The sequence below is a fragment of the Clostridium sp. AUH-JLR23 genome, from assembly GCF_964238065.1.
Taxonomy (GTDB): Bacteria; Bacillota_I; Bacilli_A; order Erysipelotrichales; family Coprobacillaceae; genus Allocoprobacillus; species Allocoprobacillus merdigallinarum.
Genome location: NZ_CAXSKY010000018.1, coordinates 35,622 through 54,864, shown reverse-complemented (window position 1 = coordinate 54,864; position 19,243 = coordinate 35,622). Strand labels below are relative to the sequence as shown.

Here is a 19,243-nt window from a genome sequence, read left to right as displayed (position 1 = left end):
GTTGGTAGTACGAAACCTCCACAGTGGACTTTCACCACCAAGTTTTATGCCATGCGTGGCACACACAAAAAAAGAACGTGGGGAAACGTTCTTTTTACTTTTATAGACGAATTGGTATATAGGGAGAGGGATCGTCTATATTTTATCATATTATATGTCTTGTCTTAAGACACTTATATACTACCGAGAACTTATGAATTCTCTATGAACAATTTCTTAATTCACAGTTTTTCTTGATTAGTATTGTGCTTCTACATTTGCTTGTACAACATAAATCTGATTTGGTACACATATAATACTTTTTGAACTTCCTTCTTTAACCCAACCAACTTTTTCACAATCATGATTAGGACAATCAACATTGACTGCACGATATTGATGATCTTGCACTTCTAAATGAAATTCACCATAATCTCCTTCAAAAGTATATGTCTGATTCTTTGATATATCTATTGTTTCAATAATTTCATCATGATAATGGATTTCTATAATACCACCTTTTTTATCTTGAGTCAGTTGATAAATAAAATAGATTGCGCCAATCACAATACATAAGCCAATAATAAAAATAATGTCTTTCTTTTTCATATATGATTTCCTTTACTTTTATTTTCTTTATTATGGTAATCAAGAGTGACACATAAGTCAATAATTTTATGAAATTTAATCTTTGTTATTTCATAATTGATAAGATAGGTGTATAATATTTATATAGAAATATTATAAATAAGGAGGAATCTTGATATGGTTAAAATCATGTTAGCATGTAGCGCTGGTATGTCAACTAGCTTACTTGTCACAAGAATGCAAAAAGCTGCAAAAGAAAGAGGTTTAGAAGCTAAAATTTGGGCTGTTAGTGAAACTGCTCTTACAACAGAATATGCTGCTGATCCATGTGATGTTTTACTTATTGGACCTCAAGTTCGTTTCCGTTTAAATTCTATCAAAGAACAAGTTAAAAACGCTATCCCTGTTGATGTTATTGACATGCGTACTTATGGTATGATGGACGGTGAAAAAGTTTTAGACCAAGCTTTAAAAATGCTAGAAGATTGGAAAAAATAAGCGTTAAACATTCGCTAACATATGAATACTTAAAAAGGACATTTCTAAATGTCCTTTTTTTTACTTAATCTAAATCTTCTCCATTAGATGCAATAACTTTTTTATACCAATAAAATGAGTCTTTACGACTTCTAGAGAAATCTCCTGTTCCATCATCATGTCTATCCACATAAACAAATCCATAACGTTTTGCATATTGTCCTGTTCCTGCTGAAACCAAGTCAATTGGTCCCCAAGTTGTATAACCAATTAATGGGACACCATCTTCAATAGCTTCTTTCATAGCAGCAATATGTGGTCTTAAGTAGGCAATACGATAATCATCATGAATAGAACCATCTTCTTCAACCTTATCAAATGCTCCAAGTCCATTTTCAACAATCATTAATGGTGTATGTGGGTAACGGCCATTCAATAATTTTAATGTATAACGTAAACCATCTGGATCAATTTGCCATCCCCAGTCACTTGCTTCTAAATAAGGATTTTTAGCACCAACTGTCATATTACCTTTAGCCATTTCTACATCCTTATTTACAGTGATACAGTTAGATTGATAATATGAGAATGTATAGAAGTCAACTGTTCCTTCTTTTAAAATTTTCTTATCTTCTTCAGTAATATAAGAAGTATCAATACCGTTTTCTTTAAAATAGCGCCACATATATGATGGATATTCACCTCGAACCTGAACATCACCACAGAAATTATTCTTGAAATCATCTTCATCATATGCAGCTAAAATATCTTTAGGATTTGGTGTCAATGGATAAACTGTTGTATGAGCAATCATGTTTCCTATCATAAAATCAGGGTTAATTTCATGTCCTGCTTTCACAGTTAATGCACTGGCAACAAATTCATTATGTAATGCTTCAAACATTTTTTGTGGATCACTCTTTAATTCATCCAATGGAATACGATGATCTGAATTGACATCTTCAGGATCCATCATTCCTAAACCATAAAGATTTCCAATTCCTCCTTCACCCATACATGCAATATTGATTTCATTAAAAGTTAACCAATATTTCACTTTATCCTTATATCGTTTAAAGCATGTTGTTGCATACTTTACAAATAAATCAATCACTCTTCGATCAGTAAACCCATTATATTTTGTGACAATATTCCATGGAATTTCATAGTGACATAAAGTAATCAAAGGTTCCATTCCATGTTTATGACATTCATCAATCACATCATCATAAAACTTCAAACCTGCTTCATTTGGTTCTTCATCATCACCATTAGGGAAAATACGTCCCCAGTTAATTGAAAATCTAAAAACATTCCATCCCATTTCAGCAAACATAGCAATATCTTCTTTATAATGGTGATAGAAATCTACAGCTTCATGACTTGGATAAAAGGCTGTAGGATCTGTTTTTGGTAAAAATGTTCTTGGTGTATTCACATCTCCACCTAATAACATATCAGGCACACATAAACCTTTTCCATCTTCTAGATAAGCACCTTCACATTGGTTGGCAGCAACTGCTCCACCCCATAAAAATCCTTTAGGAAAACCCATTTTTTATTACCTCCATTTCCTTATAACTTTATTATACAATATTTTTTTCTATTTGTAAGAAAAAAGAGCATAGCCATAAGGTTATGCTCGATTTATATTATTTTGCATCTTTAGGTGCAAATTTTGATTCATAATCGTAAATAGTACGTAAGATTTCTTCCATATCTTTTACGATTGGCATTCTTGGGTTAGCTGGAGTACATTGATCTTCATATGCGTTCATAGCAATTCTATGAATTGATTCTTCCCAAGCAGCTTTATCAATACCTTGAGATTTAACGTTAGTTGCAACACCAACTTTAACACATAATTCTTCACATGCATCAGCGAACATTTGAACACCTTCTTCAGGAGTTTTTGGTTTTAATCCAATTAATTGTGCTAATTCCATGTATTTAATATCAGCTTTATAGTTTTCAATTTTTGGCCAGATATTTAATTTAGTTGGAACTGTACCATTGTATCTAATAACATGTGGTAATAAGATACCATTTGTACGTCCATGAGGAATATGCCATTCTCCACCAATCTTATGAGCTAATGAGTGGTTCATTCCTAAGAATGCGTTAGCGAATGCCATACCTGCGATAGTTGCAGCATTGTGCATTTTTTCTCTAGCGATTGGAGTTCCTTTTGTAACTGATTCTTCTAAGTAATCAAATACCATCTTAACAGCTTGTTTAGCCCATCCATCAGTAAAGTCAGAAGCTAAGATTGAAACATAAGCTTCAACAGCATGAGTTAATACGTCAATACCAGTATCAGCAGCAATTGCTGGTGGTAAACTCATAACGAATTCTGGATCTACGATAGCTACAGTTGGAGTTAATGCGTAGTCAGTTAATGGATATTTCTTATTAGCTTTCTTATCAGTAATAACTGCGAATGGTGTAACTTCTGAACCTGTTCCTGAAGTTGTTGGGATACAGATTAATCTTGCTTTCTTACCTAATTCAGGGAATTTGAATGCACGTTTTCTGATATCCATGAATTTTTGTTTGATATCATCGAAGTTAACTTCTGGATGTTCATACATTAACCACATAACTTTTGCAGCATCCATTGATGATCCACCACCTAATGCAATGATAACATCAGGTTGGAATTTTCTCATTAATTCAACACCTTCGTTAACTGTATCAATACTTGGATCTGGTTCTACATCGAAGTATAATTCTAAGTCAACTTTATTACGTCTTCTTCTGATAACGTCTTCAATCTTTTCAACATATCCAAGATTGTACATACCTCTATCAGTAATAATCATGGCTTTTTCCATGTATTTCATATCTCTTAAATATCTAATTGAATTTCTTTCAAAGTAGATTTTTGGAGGAAGTTTAACCCATTGCATATTGTTGTTACGTCTCCCTATTCTCTTAATATTTAATAAATTTACAGCACTAACGTTATTAGATACTGAGTTGTGACCATAAGATCCACATCCTAATGTTAATGATGGAATGAAGGCATTGTAAACTGAACCAATTCCACCGAATGTAGATGGAGCATTTTCGATAACACGAATTGCTTTACATTTTAAACCAAATTCTACTGAAATATCATGATTTTGTGTATGAATAGCAGCAGAGTGTCCTAAACCGTTGAATGCTACCATAGCAGCAGATTTAGCAATACCATCTTCAGTTGAAGTTGCTTTTAATACAGCTAATACTGGAGATAATTTTTCTCTTGTTAATGGTTCATTTGGACCAACTTCTTTACATTCAGCAAGTAAGATTTGAGTATCTTCTGGTACTTTAAATCCAGCTTGTTCAGCGATCCAAGTTGCTGGTTTACCAACAACTGCAGCATTAACAGTTCCAACTTCGTTAACTTTATCACTGTATGCTTCAGCACCAAACATATATTTTTCAAGTTTAGCTTTTTCTTCAGCATTTACCCAATATACTTTAAAACGAGAAATTTCTTCTTTAAATTCATTATAAATTTCTTGGTCAACGATTGCAGCTTGTTCAGAAGCACAAATCATACCATTATCAAATGATTTTGATAATACGATATCATTAACTGCTCTTTTTAAGATACAAGATTTTTCAACATATGCAGGTACGTTACCAGCACCAACACCTAAAGCAGGTTTACCACAAGAGTAAGCAGCTTTAACCATTGCGTTACCACCAGTTGCTAAGATTGTTGCAACACCTGGATGGTTCATTAATGCGTTAGTTGCATACATTGATCCACGTACACCAATCCATTGAATACAATCTTCTGGAGCTCCAGCAGCAATTGCAGCATCTCTCACTACTTTTGCAGCTTGAACTGAACATTCATATGCAGATGGATGGAATGAGAAGATGATTGGGTTTCTTGTCTTTAATGAAATTAATGATTTGAAGATAACTGTTGAAGTTGGGTTTGTTGTTGGAACAATACCACAGATAACACCAACTGGTTCAGCAATTTCAGTAATTCCAGTTAAAGGATCTTCATTAATAATTCCTACAGTTTTCAAGTGACGAAGATTACTTGTTACATATTCGCAGGCGAATAAGTTTTTAACAGCTTTATCTTCAAAGACACCTCTTCCAGTTTCTTTGACAGCTGCTTCTGCTAAAACACCATGTTGATCTAATCCAGCAACAGAGCATTTTGCAACGATGTAATCTACAGCATCTTGATCAAAAGATTCAAATTTGTCTAATGCAACTAATGCTTTTTGTACTAACTCATCAATATGAGCATCGACTTGTTCATTAGTCCATTCAGCCTTTGGGGCTTCTTTTTTTACAGCTTTTTTTTCTGCCATAACATTTCCTCCGACATCATAAAATTATTTACACGTCTAATATACTATATTCCTTGTGAAAAAACAAGCAAGAGTATATATTTTTCATAATAAAAAAAGCGAAAAAACAATGTAAACCTTTTCAATTTATAAAATTATTTTTCCCAATAAAAATCAATATTTTCCATATCTTTTATTTTCATTTTCAAAAAAAGCCAACCCATATTTATAGGTTGACTTTTCAATAAACAATTAGTCTAATGCAGCAATCATAGCTTTATATGAATCTTCTTGTAAAGAAGCTCCACCTACTAATGCTCCATCAATATCAGGTTGTTCTAATAAAGCTTTTAATCCTTCTGGTTTTACAGATCCACCATATTGGATTCTCACTTGATCAGCAACTTCCTGTCCATATAATTCAGCAACAACGCTTCTAATATATGCACAAACATCTTGAGCGATTTCATTAGTTGCAGTTTTTCCAGTACCAATAGCCCATACTGGTTCATAAGCAATAACAACACGACTTGCACAGTTTGGACATACATCTTTAAATGCAGCTACTGTTTGAGTTTTCACAACATCTTTAGTTGTTCCTGCTTCATATTCTTCTAATGTTTCACCAACACATACAATTGGAGTTAAATCATTTGATAAAACTTGACGCATTTTTGCATTCACTGTTTCATCAGTTTCACCAAAATATTGTCTTCTTTCAGAGTGACCTAAAATAACCCATTCTACTCCAATTTCTTTTAACATGCTTACACTCACTTCTCCAGTATAAGCACCACTATCTTTAAAATGACAGTTTTGAGCAGCAACAATTAAGTTTTTAGCTGCACCTTTAGCAGTCTGTAAAGCTAAATATGGAGTTGCAATTCCCCAATCAGCTTTATCAGTGCATGCTCCATCAACTGCTTCAACAAAAGCTTTTGTTTGGGCAATTGTTTTATTCATTTTCCAGTTTCCTACGATAATTGGTTTTCTCATTGTCATAATCCCCTTATTATTTATCATCAATTGCAGCAATACCAGGTAATACTTTACCTTCCATATATTCTAATGAAGCTCCTCCACCAGTTGAGATATGAGAAACTTTATCAGCATATCCAAGTTGCATTACAGCAGCAGCACTATCTCCACCACCGATGATTGTATTAGCATCTGGTAAGTTTGCTAAAGCTTCGCATACTGCGATAGTTCCTTTAGCGAATGGTTCCATTTCAAATACACCCATTGGACCATTCCATACAACAGTTTTAGCTCCTTCTAAAGCAGCTTTGATATTTTCAACTGATTTAGGTCCAATATCTAATCCCATGTATCCTTCTGGAATATCTTCACCACATACTTTAATATCACCTTCAGCAGCAAATGCATTATTGATTACTGAATCAACAGGTAAGATTAATTTATCTCCACCTTTTTCAATAATTTCTTTAGCAACTTCGATTCTATCATCTTCAACTAAAGAATTACCAATTTCATGTCCCATAGCTTTCATGAAAGTATAAGTCATACCTCCACCAACGATAACTTTATCAGCAATCTTTAATAAGTTTTCAATAACTAAAATCTTATCAGAAACTTTAGCTCCACCTAAAATAGCAACCATTGGTCTTTCAGGATCACTTACAGCTTTTCCAATATAAGCAATTTCTTTTTCAACTAAGAATCCAGCAGCAGATGGTAAATGAGCAGGAATCCCAGCAGTAGAAGCATGTGCTCTATGTACTGAACCGAATGCATCTTCAACGAATACATCTCCAAGTGATGCCCAATATTTACCTAATTCAGGATCATTTTTGCTTTCACCTTTTTCATAACGTGTATTTTGTACTAAGATGACTTGAGCATTATCAGCTTCTTTAACAGCTTTTTCAAGTTCAGGTCCTCTTGTACAGTTTACAAATTTCACATCTACTCCTAATAATTCAGATAATCTAGGAGCTACAACAGATAAATCATTTTTAGCTTTATCTTCTTCAGTTTTTACTTTACCTAAATGTGAGAACAATACGATAGCTTTTGGTTTTTGTTCTAACAAATATTTTAAAGTAGGTAATGCGGCAACAATTCTGTTGTCATTTGTAATTTCTCCTGTTTCTTTGTTTCTAGGTACGTTGAAGTCAACACGAACTAAGACAGTTTTTCCAGTGACTTCAATATCTTTAATTGTTTTTTTGTCCATTTTTCTCAACCCTCCATGTGCAAATTATAACATTCTTATAACTGATTTTCAATTGCTTTTATAGTTGTTAAAGCAATAAGAATTGTCATTTTTTGTAAAAATAGAAAAAGCTGTTTTTATATTTTATGTGAACTCAAAATAATCTCCGTATAATCGTCATTTATTGACTCATTCTATAAAAACACTTTCACCAACACATTATATTGACATATATTAATAGTGGTGATTTTATGTATGATGATATCCTTCAACATATCTATAATCCACAAACTCTCATTATTGATTTACGTGATGAATTTTCTTTTCGTCAACTTCATTTAAAAAATGCTATCAATATTCCTGGGGATGATTTAAAAAGTCAAATTCCTTATTTACCTCATGATAAACTTCTATATTTTATCTGTGATACTGGAAAAACTGCTAAAAAGATGGCAGAACAATGCCAACAATTAGGTTTTCAATGTCAATATTTTCCACATAGCTTTCAATCCTTACTGATTTTAAAAAATGAACAATATTTTTAATAAAAAAGGAAAGACTTATGATTGATACTCAAGTCTTTCCATTTTATCTATGACCAATAAAATATTATTGATTATTTAATTGATAAAAAGCTTCTGTTGATGCATAACAAGATTGATCTTTTAACTCATCTTCAATTCTCATCAACTGATTGTATTTTGCAATACGGTCTGTACGAGAAGCAGAACCAGTTTTAATTTGACCAGCATTTGTCGCTACTGCAATATCAGCAATTGTTGTATCTTCTGTTTCTCCAGAACGATGTGAAACAACAGCTGTATAGTTTGCTTTTTGAGCCATTTCAATAGCTTCTAATGTTTCAGTTAAAGTTCCAATCTGATTCACTTTAATCAAAATAGAGTTAGCAACACCTTTTTCAATACCTTGTTGTAAACGTTTTGTATTTGTCACAAAGAAGTCATCACCAACCAATTGAACACGATCACCTAATTTTTCAGTTAAGTAATCCCATCCTTCCCAATCATCTTGATCTAATCCATCTTCAATAGAAATAATTGGATATTTATCACAAAGTTCAACATAGAAATCAACAAGTTCTTGAGACGTAAATGATTTGTTGTTTTCTCCTGGTAGTGTATATTTTCCATCTTTGTAGAATTCACTACTTGCAACATCCATAGCTAATTTCACATCAACACCAGGTTTATATCCAGCTGTTTCAATCGCTTCTAAGATTGTTTGAATCGCTTCTTCATTAGATGCTAAGTTAGGCGCAAAACCACCTTCATCACCAACGGCAGTGTTTAATCCTTTTCCTTTTAAAACTTTCTTTAATGCATGGAAAACTTCAGCTCCCATACGAATAGCTTCTTTAAACGAAGGTGCATTGACTGGCATAATCATAAATTCCTGGAAATCCACATTATTATCCGCATGTGCCCCACCATTAATAATATTCATCATTGGCGTAGGTAACACATGAGCATTCGCTCCTCCAATATAACGATATAAAGGAATATTTAATTCATGAGCAGCACATTTGGCAACAGCTAATGACACACCTAAAATCGCATTGGCTCCTAAACGACCTTTATTGGGTGTTCCATCTAAATCAATCATCATCTGATCGATTTTTCTTTGTGCAGTGACTTCTTCACCTACAACTGCTTTTGCAATTTCATCATTGACATTTTGAACAGCATTTAAAACACCTAATCCTAAATATCTGTTGGCATCTTTATCTCTTAATTCAACAGCTTCATGGACACCTGTTGAAGCACCACTTGGAACAATGGCTCTACCAAAAGCACCACTTTCGCTTTTCACTTCTACTTCTACTGTTGGATTCCCACGTGAATCCAAGACTTCTCTTGCATAGACACTGACGATTTGACTCATTTTACTTTCCTCCTAATAAGTTTCATTGTATGATCTATATCACATATAAGTTAGTTATAACTAACTATCAATAGAATAACACATTTTCTGATCTTGTGCAATCTTTATACTTTCAAAATCACTTATCACTCATAGTATTTACATATCTTCATTGTTCTATACAAGTTAAAAAAGACAACCCATTATTTTTTAAAACGTATTGTTAATCTTTCCTCCTGGTCCAGCATTGATAATCATTTCTGGGAAATTTGTATATTGTTTAAAGTTTTCCTGGAACATTTCAACAAGCTTTTGAGCTGTCATATCATAAGCATCTTTACTAACCCATGTTGTTCGAGGGTTTAATAATTCCTGAGGAACTCCCGGACAAAAGAGTGGAATGTTTAAATTAAAGAATGGATCAACTTCATAGCTAACATAATCTAATTCTCCATTAATGGCCGCTTCAATCATTGCTCTAGTATATTTTAATGGAATTCGACGTCCTATACCATAAGAACCGCCAACCCATCCAGTATTAATCAAAAAGACATTAGATCCTGCTTTGGTCATGCGTTTTTGAAATTGTTTCGCATAAAGTAGTGGATCCATTGGTAAAAATGGTTCTCCAAAACATGTAGAGAATGTTGCCTGTGGTTCAGTAATACCATTTTCCGTACCAGCCAGTTTACTTGTATAACCTGATACAAAGTGGTAAACAGCTGAATTTTGATCTAATTTAGAAATAGGTGGCAAAACACCAAAAGCATCAGCAGCTAAAAAGAATATTGTCTTAGGGATAGGTCCCATACCACTTGGTTCAATATTTTTAATAAATTCAAGTGGGTAACCCACACGTGTATTTTCTGTAATAGAGTCATCATCAAAATCAATAATTCTTGTATCTTCAAATAAACAGACATTTTCTGCCATAGCCCCAAATCTAACAGCATCCCAAATATCTGGCTCATTTTTTTGTGAAAGATTGATACATTTTGCATAACATCCACCTTCAAAATTAAAAACAGAAGTCCGTGACCAACCATGTTCATCATCACCTATCAATTGACGATGAGGATCTGTTGATAACGTTGTTTTTCCTGTTCCTGACAATCCAAAAAATAATGCCGTATTTCCATCTTCCCCAATATTAGCTGAACAATGCATTGTAAAAACATTGCGTTGAGGTAACATATAATTCATGACACAGAAAATACTCTTTTTGATTTCTCCAGAATATCCAGTTCCTGCAATCAAAACAATCTGTTTTTCATAATCAATCATAACAGCCACATCACTATTTAAACCAACTGATGCATCAACATGACAATCAGGAGCAACCAATACTAAATAATCCTCTTGAAAATGTTGTAATTCACGTGGTGTTGGTTTAATTAATAAATTAGAAATAAAAAGATTTTGACTTGCTTTTTCATTAATAATTCTAAAACCATAAGAATACTTTGGATTTGCGCCAGCATAACCATCAAAAATATATAAATCCTTATCTTGAAAATGTTGAATAATTGCCTGATAAACTTTTTCAAACTGTTCTCTAGATGCAGGTTGATTCACTTTTCCCCAAGCAATTTTATCATGAACAGCTGGCGTATCTACAACATATTTATCATGAGGTGAACGTCCCGTTCTTTGACCTGTTTCCACACATAAACATCCAGCTCGACTTAAACGTCCTTCTTTTTTAATTAAAGCTTTTTCAATCAATGATCCCGCTGGAATATTTCTAAAAACATTTCCTGTCGTACTAATCCCATATTTTTTAATTCCATAATCATCCATACAAACACTCCTTTCTTTTTTAAGACTTCTTTCTTTTATTTTATAAAAAATAATTTCTCACCACAAGAAAACTCGTTTTTTCAAATAAAAAAATAGGACTCTTTAGAATCCTATCTATTCACTGAAGATGCAATTTTATGATATGTCCAACGTTTACCTCTAATCGCAATTGATAATGCCATAATATTTTCAGGCAAAGCAATACCACACCAACCAGCATCACCAATATGTTGGATATCAATACCACAACGTTTATTGACTAATGCAATTTGTCGAATTGTTCCTTCATCACTACCTTCTTGAGAAGTTCCAATAGAACTTAATGATAAAGCTCCTTTAGATTTAATTAATTTACAAGCAGCAGTCACTTCTTCTTCTGATAAACCAGGTACTGTATAAACAGCAGGCATTAAAATAATATCAGCACCTGCATCAATAAATCTTTCAATACTATCTAAATCAACTAATGCTTCATCAATTCCTGAAGAATGCATTTTACCTGCAATAATCATTCCACCAAAGTATTCTTTTGCAAGTTTAATGGCATTTTCAATAGATGCATTACTTACACCTGTTCCAGGATTTCCTGTTAAACAGATAAAATCAAATCCCAATTCTTTAGCTTTTATAAATGTTTCTTTTGTCGCATGACGACCACTAGAAATTTCTAATCTGTTTTCCATCATTTTGGCATTTTCATCAATTGGTTCAAGATTACATCCTACTGGTCTACCTACTAATTTCTTTAATAATTTCACAGGTTCATCTGTTTCAGGTAATCCATTGATATGAGGATTATTGCAATCAAAAACATTTAATAAAACCATATCACTTCCAAAAGAAACAGCTAATTCAGCATTTGTTAAATCACCAAGTAAAGCTGGACAAGCCACAACTGTTTCAGTCATAATTGTTCTTCCTTCACTGGCTAGAATAGATTGTTTCAATTCATCTTTGTTCATTGATAACATTTCACTTGTTGTACAATTTAATAATCTTTTCATTTCCCGTATCCTCCTGACACATATTATATCGCTTTATCAAAACGCTTTCAACTTAATTTCTCAAGACTTTTTCAGGATTCAAAAATATCATAAAATATCTCAACATGATTATGATACCAATTCCATTGAAAATCATTATGATCCATCAATAAACATCTTTAAAATAGATATTATATCTGATTATCAAAAAACTAGGCTAAGCCTAGTCTTGAGGATGTGTGTCTAAATAATGGACAACTATTTTTGATAAACATGTTGACACAATCAAACCAAAAAGAAGTGTCATGATAAGATACTGAAGCAACAGTGAAGTCACTGGCGCAAGTTGCAATAAATCATATGTGATATAAGAAACAAGCACAAAAGCTACAATATCAACAATTAAAACGACTGTTCGATAAAGATTAATAGGACTATAAATACGATAAATCATATGAATGGATAAAATAGCTGTTGTATAGTAGAGAATTGTAAAAGCCTGATTTAAAGATAATGATAATGTCGGTGCTAATAGTTTTAAAGCAATGACACATAAAACAATCGCAATAGCATTTGGAAATGAATAGCGCATTGTGTATCTACCAATAGATTCTTTTTGTTTAGAGATATTCTTTTCAAATAAAATCATAAATGATGGGAATCCCTCTACAAAGTTATCTAGTAATGTCATTTGAAAAGGAATAAATGGATAAGGCATATTCAAAAGAATACATGTGATAGATATCAAAATTGTATAGATTGTTTTTAAATAATACATCGAAGCAGAACGTGTCACATTATTAATATCCAGTCTTCCCTCTTTCACAACATCTACCATTGTTGATAGTTCACCATTGATGACAACAAATTGTGAAATTTGTTTAGCGGCATCTGATCCAGAACCCATAGCAATAGATACATCAGCATCTTTTAAAGCCAAAACATCATTCACGCCATCACCAGTCATCGCAACCTTTTGTTTATGTTTTTGTAAACATAAAATCATCTCATGTTTCTGTGATGGTGAGGCACGTCCTATCACATGATAGTTTAAAATGGCATCTTCTAATTCTTGTGGCGTTGATAATGTAGAGGCATCAATATAATTTTGAGCATTTTCAATACCAGCCTGACTCGCTAAAGCACTAACAGTGACAGGATTATCCCCAGATATAACTTTCACATCAACATCATTATCTTTAAAAAACTGTATTGTTTCTTTAGCATCTTCTCTTAATGGATCTAAAATAACAATCACTGCCAATGGAACACTATGCATCATATCTTCCTGAAAAGTATCAAAATCATGATGTCTAGCAATCAATAAAATTCTAGCGCCTTGATGTTTAGCCTCTTCAATTTGGGTTGGTAAAACAAAATCAGGCAAGATGATTTCAGGTGCTCCAACAATAATCGTTCCTATATTTTCTAATTCTAGTGCACTCCATTTTCTTGCTGAAGAAAAAGAGACTCTTCTTAATGTGGAATAAGGGGCTTCACCTTGAAAATAATCCTGTAAAGTCAAAGACGTTGCATTATTATCAAGAGTTCCTTTCACAAATGAATTCATAATCAAAGAAAATTGATGACTCCATTGTGTATCAAAAGTATAAACATCTTGAACTTGCATTTTTCCCTGTGTTAATGTTCCTGTTTTATCCAAACATAACACATCGACATGGGATAATGTTTCAATACTGAACATTTCCTGAACTAACACTTTTCTTTTTCCTAGTCTTACAACGCTAGTAGCCAGAGATACACTTGTTAATAAAACCAGACCAATAGGTAACATACCTAATAATGCTGTTGACGTATTGACAATGGTTGTATTCAAAGTTTCATTTCTGATACCCATAGCCTGATAAAGCAAGCAAATACTGATTGGTAATACAAGCATACTTGTAAAACGTGTGACTTTCTTAAAAGTCTTCACCAACTCTGATGTCACTGGCTTACGTTTACGTGCTTCACTAGCAATCTTTGTTGCATAGTTATCCATACCCACATGTTCAACACAAGCATGACATGCTCCAGAAATAATAAAACTTCCTGATAAAAGATGATCACCGATATCTTTTAAAACCGGATCAGCCTCACCAGTTAATAATGACTCATCAACTTCTACCTGCGTATCTAGCACAATGCAATCTGATGATATCTGCATTCCTGTTTCCAAGAAAACAACATCATTCAAAACAATCTCTTCATTATCTATTTCCTGAATACAGCCATCACGTAAAACTTTTGTCTTTGGTGAAATAATTAAATTTAAACGTGCCACCATATTACGTGAACGAATATCCTGATAAATATGAATCACTGTATTCATTGTGACAATCAATACAAAAAATAAACTTGACCATGCTTTAACATAAATCAAAGCACAGGCAATCACAAAATTATAAACATTAAAAAGTGTAAACACATGTTCACAAAAAATCTGTCTATTTGTCTTAACTAAAGGTTTTGGTGAAACATTCACATGTCCTAACTGAACTTGTTCTTTCACCTGCTGACTTGTTAATCCCTTCACTTCACTCATAATATCACCCATTTTTAATATATAACTATTTCTAATCTTATCATATTTATATGGAAAAGCCATGTATTTTTTCTAAAGTTTTTCTAAATAAACTTCATTGACCATTTAAATCAGTTGGTTTATATAAGCAATTCTTAGTTTTGTGTTTTAATAAAATTATTTGAAAGAATAAGCTAAGATATTTTCAACAAAAGTGTCAGATTATCTATAAAAAATAAATAATAAAGTTATAGAAGAACCTGTATCAGCAATATAGTATGAAGTATCTTTTCAAAAGTAGAAAAAGAAATAAAAATACTTATAAGCACATGATATAATGCGATTAAAGACAAATTATTTTTCCATTTTTGTATGTGAGAAAAAGCCAATTTTTATCCAACACTTAAAAATATAACAATAAATTTTCAAATCAGTCTATCTAAATTAAAAAATAAAGGTATATTTGTCCTACGATAAATAGGAACAAAAAATAATGAGATAGAAATATTTTACAAATTCTTATTTGGAGAAATTGATGATAATTATTTTAGATAAATTTTAATTTTCATAAACGAAAGAAGGGAATAAAATTGAAAATCGGAATTGTATGTGCCACTGATGATGAACTTTCTCCGTTTTTAAAGCAGATCAAGACTTAATAAAAATATCAAAAAGAGCTGTAAAAAACATAGAATCAAGAAACAAAGTATTTTGGGGACGAATTGTTACAGGAGAAGCTTTTATAACAGATATGGGACGTAAAAAAATCAATGATGAATTTGCACCTTTGGCAGTTGATATGGAAACAGCCAGTATCGCTCATGTATGCTATGTAAACAAGATACCATTTCTTTCAATTCGCTGTATTACTGATACTGCTGAACACAAAGGTGTTGAAAATTTTGAAAAAAATTGTGTCAAATCTTCTATAATCGCAAAAAATATGACTTTAGCTATATTAAAAGAATATAGGAATCAGCATAAATGAAAACGACAAAATAAGAAAAAGATGAAATATGCCATTTAAAAAATCTTCGAAGTCAACTTTATTTATGTAAGAGCATATCATTATTAACTATGCCTGTATTAAAAATAATATAATCATAAATATCCATCAGCAACTGGTGGATATTTATTGTATACAAAAAGGAATAGTTTTTGACTATTCCTGTATATCATTTTGATCAAAAACATCATCAATTGGTGCACCAGGAGCAACCATTGGGAAGACTTTATCATCTTCTTCAATCATACATTCAATCACTACTGGTCCCTGACTATCCATTGCTTCCAAAATAGCTGGAGCCACTTCTTCTTTCTTTGTGACTCTTATGGCTTTACATCCAAGCCCCTCTGCTGTTTTACAGAAATCAACTTTATCATCAAGTACAGTTGCTGAATAACGTTTTCCATAAAATAATGTCTGCCATTGACGAACCATTCCTAAAACATGATTATTTAAAATGACTTCAATAATAGGGACTTGATAACGTGAAGCTGTTGCTAATTCATTCATGTTCATTCTAAAGCATCCATCTCCAGCAATATTAAAGACATATTGATCAGGTTTTCCATATTTTACACCAATGGAAGCCCCTAAGCCATAACCCATTGTTCCAAGTCCACCACTGGTAATGAGCTGACTTGGTCTTTTAAAATGGTAATATTGAGCTGCCCACATTTGATTTTGACCTACTTCAGTACAGATAATGGCATTATTATCTGTTAATGCTTCAATTTGTTCAATCACATATGGTCCTGTTAATTTATCACTATCATAAGATAATGGATATTGTTCTTTTAAAGCTCTAATTTCCTTTAACCACTGTGAATGATTTTGTTGCTTTAACAATAAATTCAAAGCATTTAAAACACTTTTCGCATCACCCACAATACCTAAATCAACATTGACATTTTTATTAATCTCTGCCTCATCAACATCAATATGAATAATTTTAGCATGTCTCGCAAATTTTTGAGCATTTCCAATCACACGGTCACTAAATCTGACACCTATTGCCACTAATAAATCACAGTTAGAAACACCAAGATTACTTGTTTTTGTTCCATGCATTCCAAGCATTCCTGTATAACGTGGATTGGTTCCATCAAAAGCACCTTTTCCCATCAAAGAATCGGTAACAGGCGCATCAATCTTTTCTACAAACTCACGTAGTTCCTGGGAAGCATTAGATCTGACAACACCTCCTCCAACAAAAACAAATGGCTTTTCACTTTTTTCAATCATTTCAATAGCTTGTTTTAAAGTAGATGTTGGATAAGTATAACTGCGTCTTTCAATTTTTTCTGGTTTTTGTGATTGATATTCACATTTGGCAGCTGTGACATCTTTTGTAATATCCACAAGAACGGGTCCAGGTCTTCCTTCTTTTGCAATTTGAAAAGCTTTACGAATTGTTGGTGCTAAACTTTCTACATCTTTGACAATATAATTGTGTTTTGTAATAGGCATTGTCACACCTGTAATATCAACTTCCTGAAAACTGTCTTTTCCTAACAATGGCACACCCACATTGGCTGTAATAGCAACCAAAGGTACAGAATCCATATAAGCTGTTGCTATTCCTGTCACAAGATTTGTCGCCCCTGGTCCACTTGTAGCCATACAGACACCTACTTTTCCTGTAGCTCTGGCATAGCCATCAGCGGCATGTGAAGCCCCTTGTTCATGAGAAGTCAAAACATGATTAATTCGATCTCGATAATGATATAAACTGTCATAAACGTTTAAAATTGTTCCTCCAGGATAACCAAAAACAGTATCAACACCCTGTTCTAATAAACATTCAATGACAATATCGGCTCCAGTTAATAACATATACTTCCCCCTATTCCTTGACTTTTAAAACAGCACCAGTGTTTGCAGATGTCACCATAGACGCATATTTTTTCAAATATCCTTTAACAACTGGTAATTTTGGTTTAAAATTCTTTCTTCTTTCTTCTAATTCTTCATCACTAACTAATAATTCAATACGATGATTGATAATATCAATTTCAATCATATCTCCTTCTTTCACAAGCCCAATTGGTCCTCCAACTGCTGCTTCTGGTGAAACATGACCAATAGATGCTCCACGTGTTGCACCAGAGAAACGTCCATCTGTAATTAAAGCAACATCTTTATCCAATCCCATACCTGCAATTTCTGAAGTTGGTGATAACATTTCACGCATTCCCGGACCACCTTTAGGTCCTTCATAACGAATCACAACAACATCACCAGCAACAATTTTTCCAGCACGAATAGCTTGAATAGCTTCTTCTTCGCTATCAAAAACTCTTGCAGGACCTGTATGTTGTAACATTTCTTGAGCTACTGCACTTTGTTTCACAACACAGCTATCAGGTGCTAAGTTTCCTTTTAAAACAGCAATTCCACCTGTCTTCATATATGGATTTTCTACTGGTCGAATGATGTTTGGATCTAAATTAACACATCCTTCAATATTTTCTTTTAATGTTTTTGTTGTACAAGTTAAAACATCTGTGTGTAAAATACCTAATTGATCTAATTCATTCATCACAGCATACACACCACCAGCTTCATTTAAATCTTCCATAAATGTATCCCCTGCAGGCGCTAAATGACACAAGTTTGGTGTATGTTGACTGATTTCATTAGCAATTTCTAAATTTAACTCAACTCCAGCTTCATATGCGATAGCAGGTAAATGTAACATGGAGTTTGTTGAACAACCTAAAGCCATATCAACAGTTAATGCATTTAAAAAAGCATCTTTTGTCATAATATCTCTTGGTTTAATATCTTTTTTGACTAATTCCATAATTTGCATACCGGCATGTTTAGCTAATCTGATTCTCTCACTATAGACAGCTGGAATAGTTCCATTACCTTTTAATCCCATTCCTAAAACTTCAGTTAAACAATTCATAGAATTAGCTGTATACATACCTGAACATGAACCACATGTTGGACATGCTTTTTCTTCAAATTCTTTTAATTTTTCAGCAGTGATTTTCCCTGCATTATATTGTCCCACAGCTTCAAATAATGATGATAAACATGTTTGTTTGCCATCTAATCTTCTTCCAGCCAGCATTGGTCCACCACTCACAAAAATTGTTGGCACATTAATTCTTGCGGCTGCCATTAATAAACCAGGAACATTTTTATCACAGTTTGGAATCATTACCAAACCATCAAACTGATGTGCGTTGGCTAAACATTCAGTACTATCACAAATCAATTCTCTTGTGACTAATGAATACTTCATTCCTGTATGATTCATAGCAATACCATCACAAACAGCAATTGCTGGTATTTCAACAGGTGTTCCACCTGCTAAATAAATTCCTTTTTTCACTGCTTCAGCAATTTTATCTAAATTCATATGACCTGGAACAATTTCATTATAAGAATTTACCACTCCAATGAGTGGTCTATCTAATTCTTCTTCAGTCATTCCCAAAGCATTAAATAATGAACGATGTGGAGCTCTTTCTACTCCTTTTTTCACTTGATCACTTTTCATGCATTTACCTC

General features: G+C 32.9%; 13 protein-coding genes and 1 pseudogene. 3 read left to right on the top strand and 11 right to left on the bottom strand.

Translation table 11 applies throughout. From position 1 onward, the window contains the following. Positions 1-237: 237 nt before the first annotated feature. Positions 238-588 carry a NusG domain II-containing protein gene (locus ACESR5_RS09520; RefSeq protein WP_087297206.1) on the bottom strand — a complete coding sequence of 117 codons (351 nt, stop codon included), beginning with the start codon at positions 586-588 and terminating at the stop codon, positions 238-240. 156 nt (positions 589-744) lie between these two features. Here ACESR5_RS09520 and ACESR5_RS09515 point away from each other — a divergent pair, with 156 nt between their 5' ends. Continuing rightward, positions 745-1,065: a PTS sugar transporter subunit IIB gene (locus ACESR5_RS09515; protein ID WP_087244331.1), complete on the top strand. Its 321-nt coding sequence runs from the start codon at positions 745-747 to the stop codon at positions 1,063-1,065. Positions 1,066-1,129: 64 nt separating this feature from the next. Here the strand turns inward: ACESR5_RS09515 and ACESR5_RS09510 are convergent, their stop codons facing one another. The 4 genes from ACESR5_RS09510 to pgk all read right to left on the bottom strand — a co-directional run bounded on the left by ACESR5_RS09510 (position 1,130) and on the right by pgk (position 7,548). Then, positions 1,130-2,599, bottom strand: a complete 1,470-nt coding sequence (locus ACESR5_RS09510) for a glycoside hydrolase family 1 protein (RefSeq protein WP_087244332.1) — start codon at positions 2,597-2,599, stop codon at positions 1,130-1,132. 97 nt (positions 2,600-2,696) lie between these two features. Continuing rightward, the gene (gene adhE, locus ACESR5_RS09505; protein WP_373155272.1) at positions 2,697-5,372 is read right to left on the bottom strand and encodes a bifunctional acetaldehyde-CoA/alcohol dehydrogenase; all 2,676 of its coding nucleotides are present in this window, start codon (positions 5,370-5,372) and stop codon (positions 2,697-2,699) included. A gap of 231 nt (positions 5,373-5,603) precedes the next feature. Beyond that, on the bottom strand, positions 5,604-6,347 hold the full coding sequence (gene tpiA, locus ACESR5_RS09500) for a triose-phosphate isomerase (protein ID WP_087244921.1): 744 nt from the start codon (positions 6,345-6,347) through the stop codon (positions 5,604-5,606). Positions 6,348-6,363: 16 nt separating this feature from the next. Beyond that, positions 6,364-7,548 (bottom strand): phosphoglycerate kinase, encoded by a 1,185-nt coding sequence (gene pgk, locus ACESR5_RS09495; protein ID WP_373155269.1) that lies wholly within the window; start codon positions 7,546-7,548, stop codon positions 6,364-6,366. Between the two features lie 230 nt (positions 7,549-7,778). Between pgk and ACESR5_RS09490 the strand changes: the two genes are divergently transcribed. After that, a complete protein-coding gene (locus ACESR5_RS09490) occupies positions 7,779-8,072 on the top strand; it encodes a rhodanese-like domain-containing protein (protein ID WP_158093943.1) in 294 nt (97 codons plus the stop codon). A 64-nt stretch (positions 8,073-8,136) separates the two neighbouring features. On the opposite strand, the gene eno is transcribed toward ACESR5_RS09490, so the two are convergent. The 4 genes from eno to ACESR5_RS09470 all read right to left on the bottom strand — a co-directional run bounded on the left by eno (position 8,137) and on the right by ACESR5_RS09470 (position 14,736). Then, entirely contained in the window at positions 8,137-9,429 is a 1,293-nt protein-coding gene (gene eno / locus ACESR5_RS09485; protein ID WP_373155267.1) for a phosphopyruvate hydratase, read from the bottom strand. Positions 9,430-9,618: 189 nt separating this feature from the next. Further along, complete coding sequence (gene pckA / locus ACESR5_RS09480) at positions 9,619-11,208, bottom strand: phosphoenolpyruvate carboxykinase (ATP) (protein ID WP_191340889.1); 1,590 nt, start codon at positions 11,206-11,208, stop codon at positions 9,619-9,621. A gap of 110 nt (positions 11,209-11,318) precedes the next feature. Beyond that, positions 11,319-12,212 carry a haloacid dehalogenase-like hydrolase gene (locus ACESR5_RS09475; protein WP_373155265.1) on the bottom strand — a complete coding sequence of 298 codons (894 nt, stop codon included), beginning with the start codon at positions 12,210-12,212 and terminating at the stop codon, positions 11,319-11,321. A 202-nt stretch (positions 12,213-12,414) separates the two neighbouring features. Continuing rightward, positions 12,415-14,736 (bottom strand): HAD-IC family P-type ATPase, encoded by a 2,322-nt coding sequence (locus ACESR5_RS09470; protein ID WP_289527277.1) that lies wholly within the window; start codon positions 14,734-14,736, stop codon positions 12,415-12,417. Positions 14,737-15,364: 628 nt separating this feature from the next. Here ACESR5_RS09470 and ACESR5_RS09465 point away from each other — a divergent pair. Continuing rightward, positions 15,365-15,703 (top strand): annotated as a pseudogene (locus ACESR5_RS09465) (5'-methylthioadenosine/S-adenosylhomocysteine nucleosidase); the annotation flags it as partial. Positions 15,704-15,877: 174 nt separating this feature from the next. On the opposite strand, the gene ilvB reads toward ACESR5_RS09465, so the two are convergent. Together ilvB and ilvD are read right to left on the bottom strand one after the other, a co-directional pair. Then, positions 15,878-17,554, bottom strand: coding sequence for a biosynthetic-type acetolactate synthase large subunit (gene ilvB / locus ACESR5_RS09460; RefSeq protein WP_373155263.1), 1,677 nt, complete (start codon positions 17,552-17,554; stop codon positions 15,878-15,880). A 10-nt stretch (positions 17,555-17,564) separates the two neighbouring features. Further along, the gene (gene ilvD / locus ACESR5_RS09455; protein WP_373155261.1) at positions 17,565-19,232 is read right to left on the bottom strand and encodes a dihydroxy-acid dehydratase; all 1,668 of its coding nucleotides are present in this window, start codon (positions 19,230-19,232) and stop codon (positions 17,565-17,567) included. Between the last annotated feature and the right edge of the window lie 11 nt (positions 19,233-19,243).

Bases quoted from the DNA above. Each gene is read 5' to 3' on its own strand.
- ACESR5_RS09520 (WP_087297206.1), bottom strand. From the start codon at position 588: ATGAAAAAGAAAGACATTATTTTTATTATTGGCTTATGTATTGTGATT.
- ACESR5_RS09515 (WP_087244331.1), top strand. From the start codon at position 745: ATGGTTAAAATCATGTTAGCATGTAGCGCTGGTATGTCAACTAGCTTA.
- ACESR5_RS09510 (WP_087244332.1), bottom strand. From the start codon at position 2,599: ATGGGTTTTCCTAAAGGATTTTTATGGGGTGGAGCAGTTGCTGCCAAC.
- adhE (WP_373155272.1), bottom strand. From the start codon at position 5,372: ATGGCAGAAAAAAAAGCTGTAAAAAAAGAAGCCCCAAAGGCTGAATGG.
- tpiA (WP_087244921.1), bottom strand. From the start codon at position 6,347: ATGAGAAAACCAATTATCGTAGGAAACTGGAAAATGAATAAAACAATT.
- pgk (WP_373155269.1), bottom strand. From the start codon at position 7,548: ATGGACAAAAAAACAATTAAAGATATTGAAGTCACTGGAAAAACTGTC.
- ACESR5_RS09490 (WP_158093943.1), top strand. From the start codon at position 7,779: ATGTATGATGATATCCTTCAACATATCTATAATCCACAAACTCTCATT.
- eno (WP_373155267.1), bottom strand. From the start codon at position 9,429: ATGAGTCAAATCGTCAGTGTCTATGCAAGAGAAGTCTTGGATTCACGT.
- pckA (WP_191340889.1), bottom strand. From the start codon at position 11,208: ATGGATGATTATGGAATTAAAAAATATGGGATTAGTACGACAGGAAAT.
- ACESR5_RS09475 (WP_373155265.1), bottom strand. From the start codon at position 12,212: ATGAAAAGATTATTAAATTGTACAACAAGTGAAATGTTATCAATGAAC.
- ACESR5_RS09470 (WP_289527277.1), bottom strand. From the start codon at position 14,736: ATGAGTGAAGTGAAGGGATTAACAAGTCAGCAGGTGAAAGAACAAGTT.
- ilvB (WP_373155263.1), bottom strand. From the start codon at position 17,554: ATGTTATTAACTGGAGCCGATATTGTCATTGAATGTTTATTAGAACAG.
- ilvD (WP_373155261.1), bottom strand. From the start codon at position 19,232: ATGAAAAGTGATCAAGTGAAAAAAGGAGTAGAAAGAGCTCCACATCGT.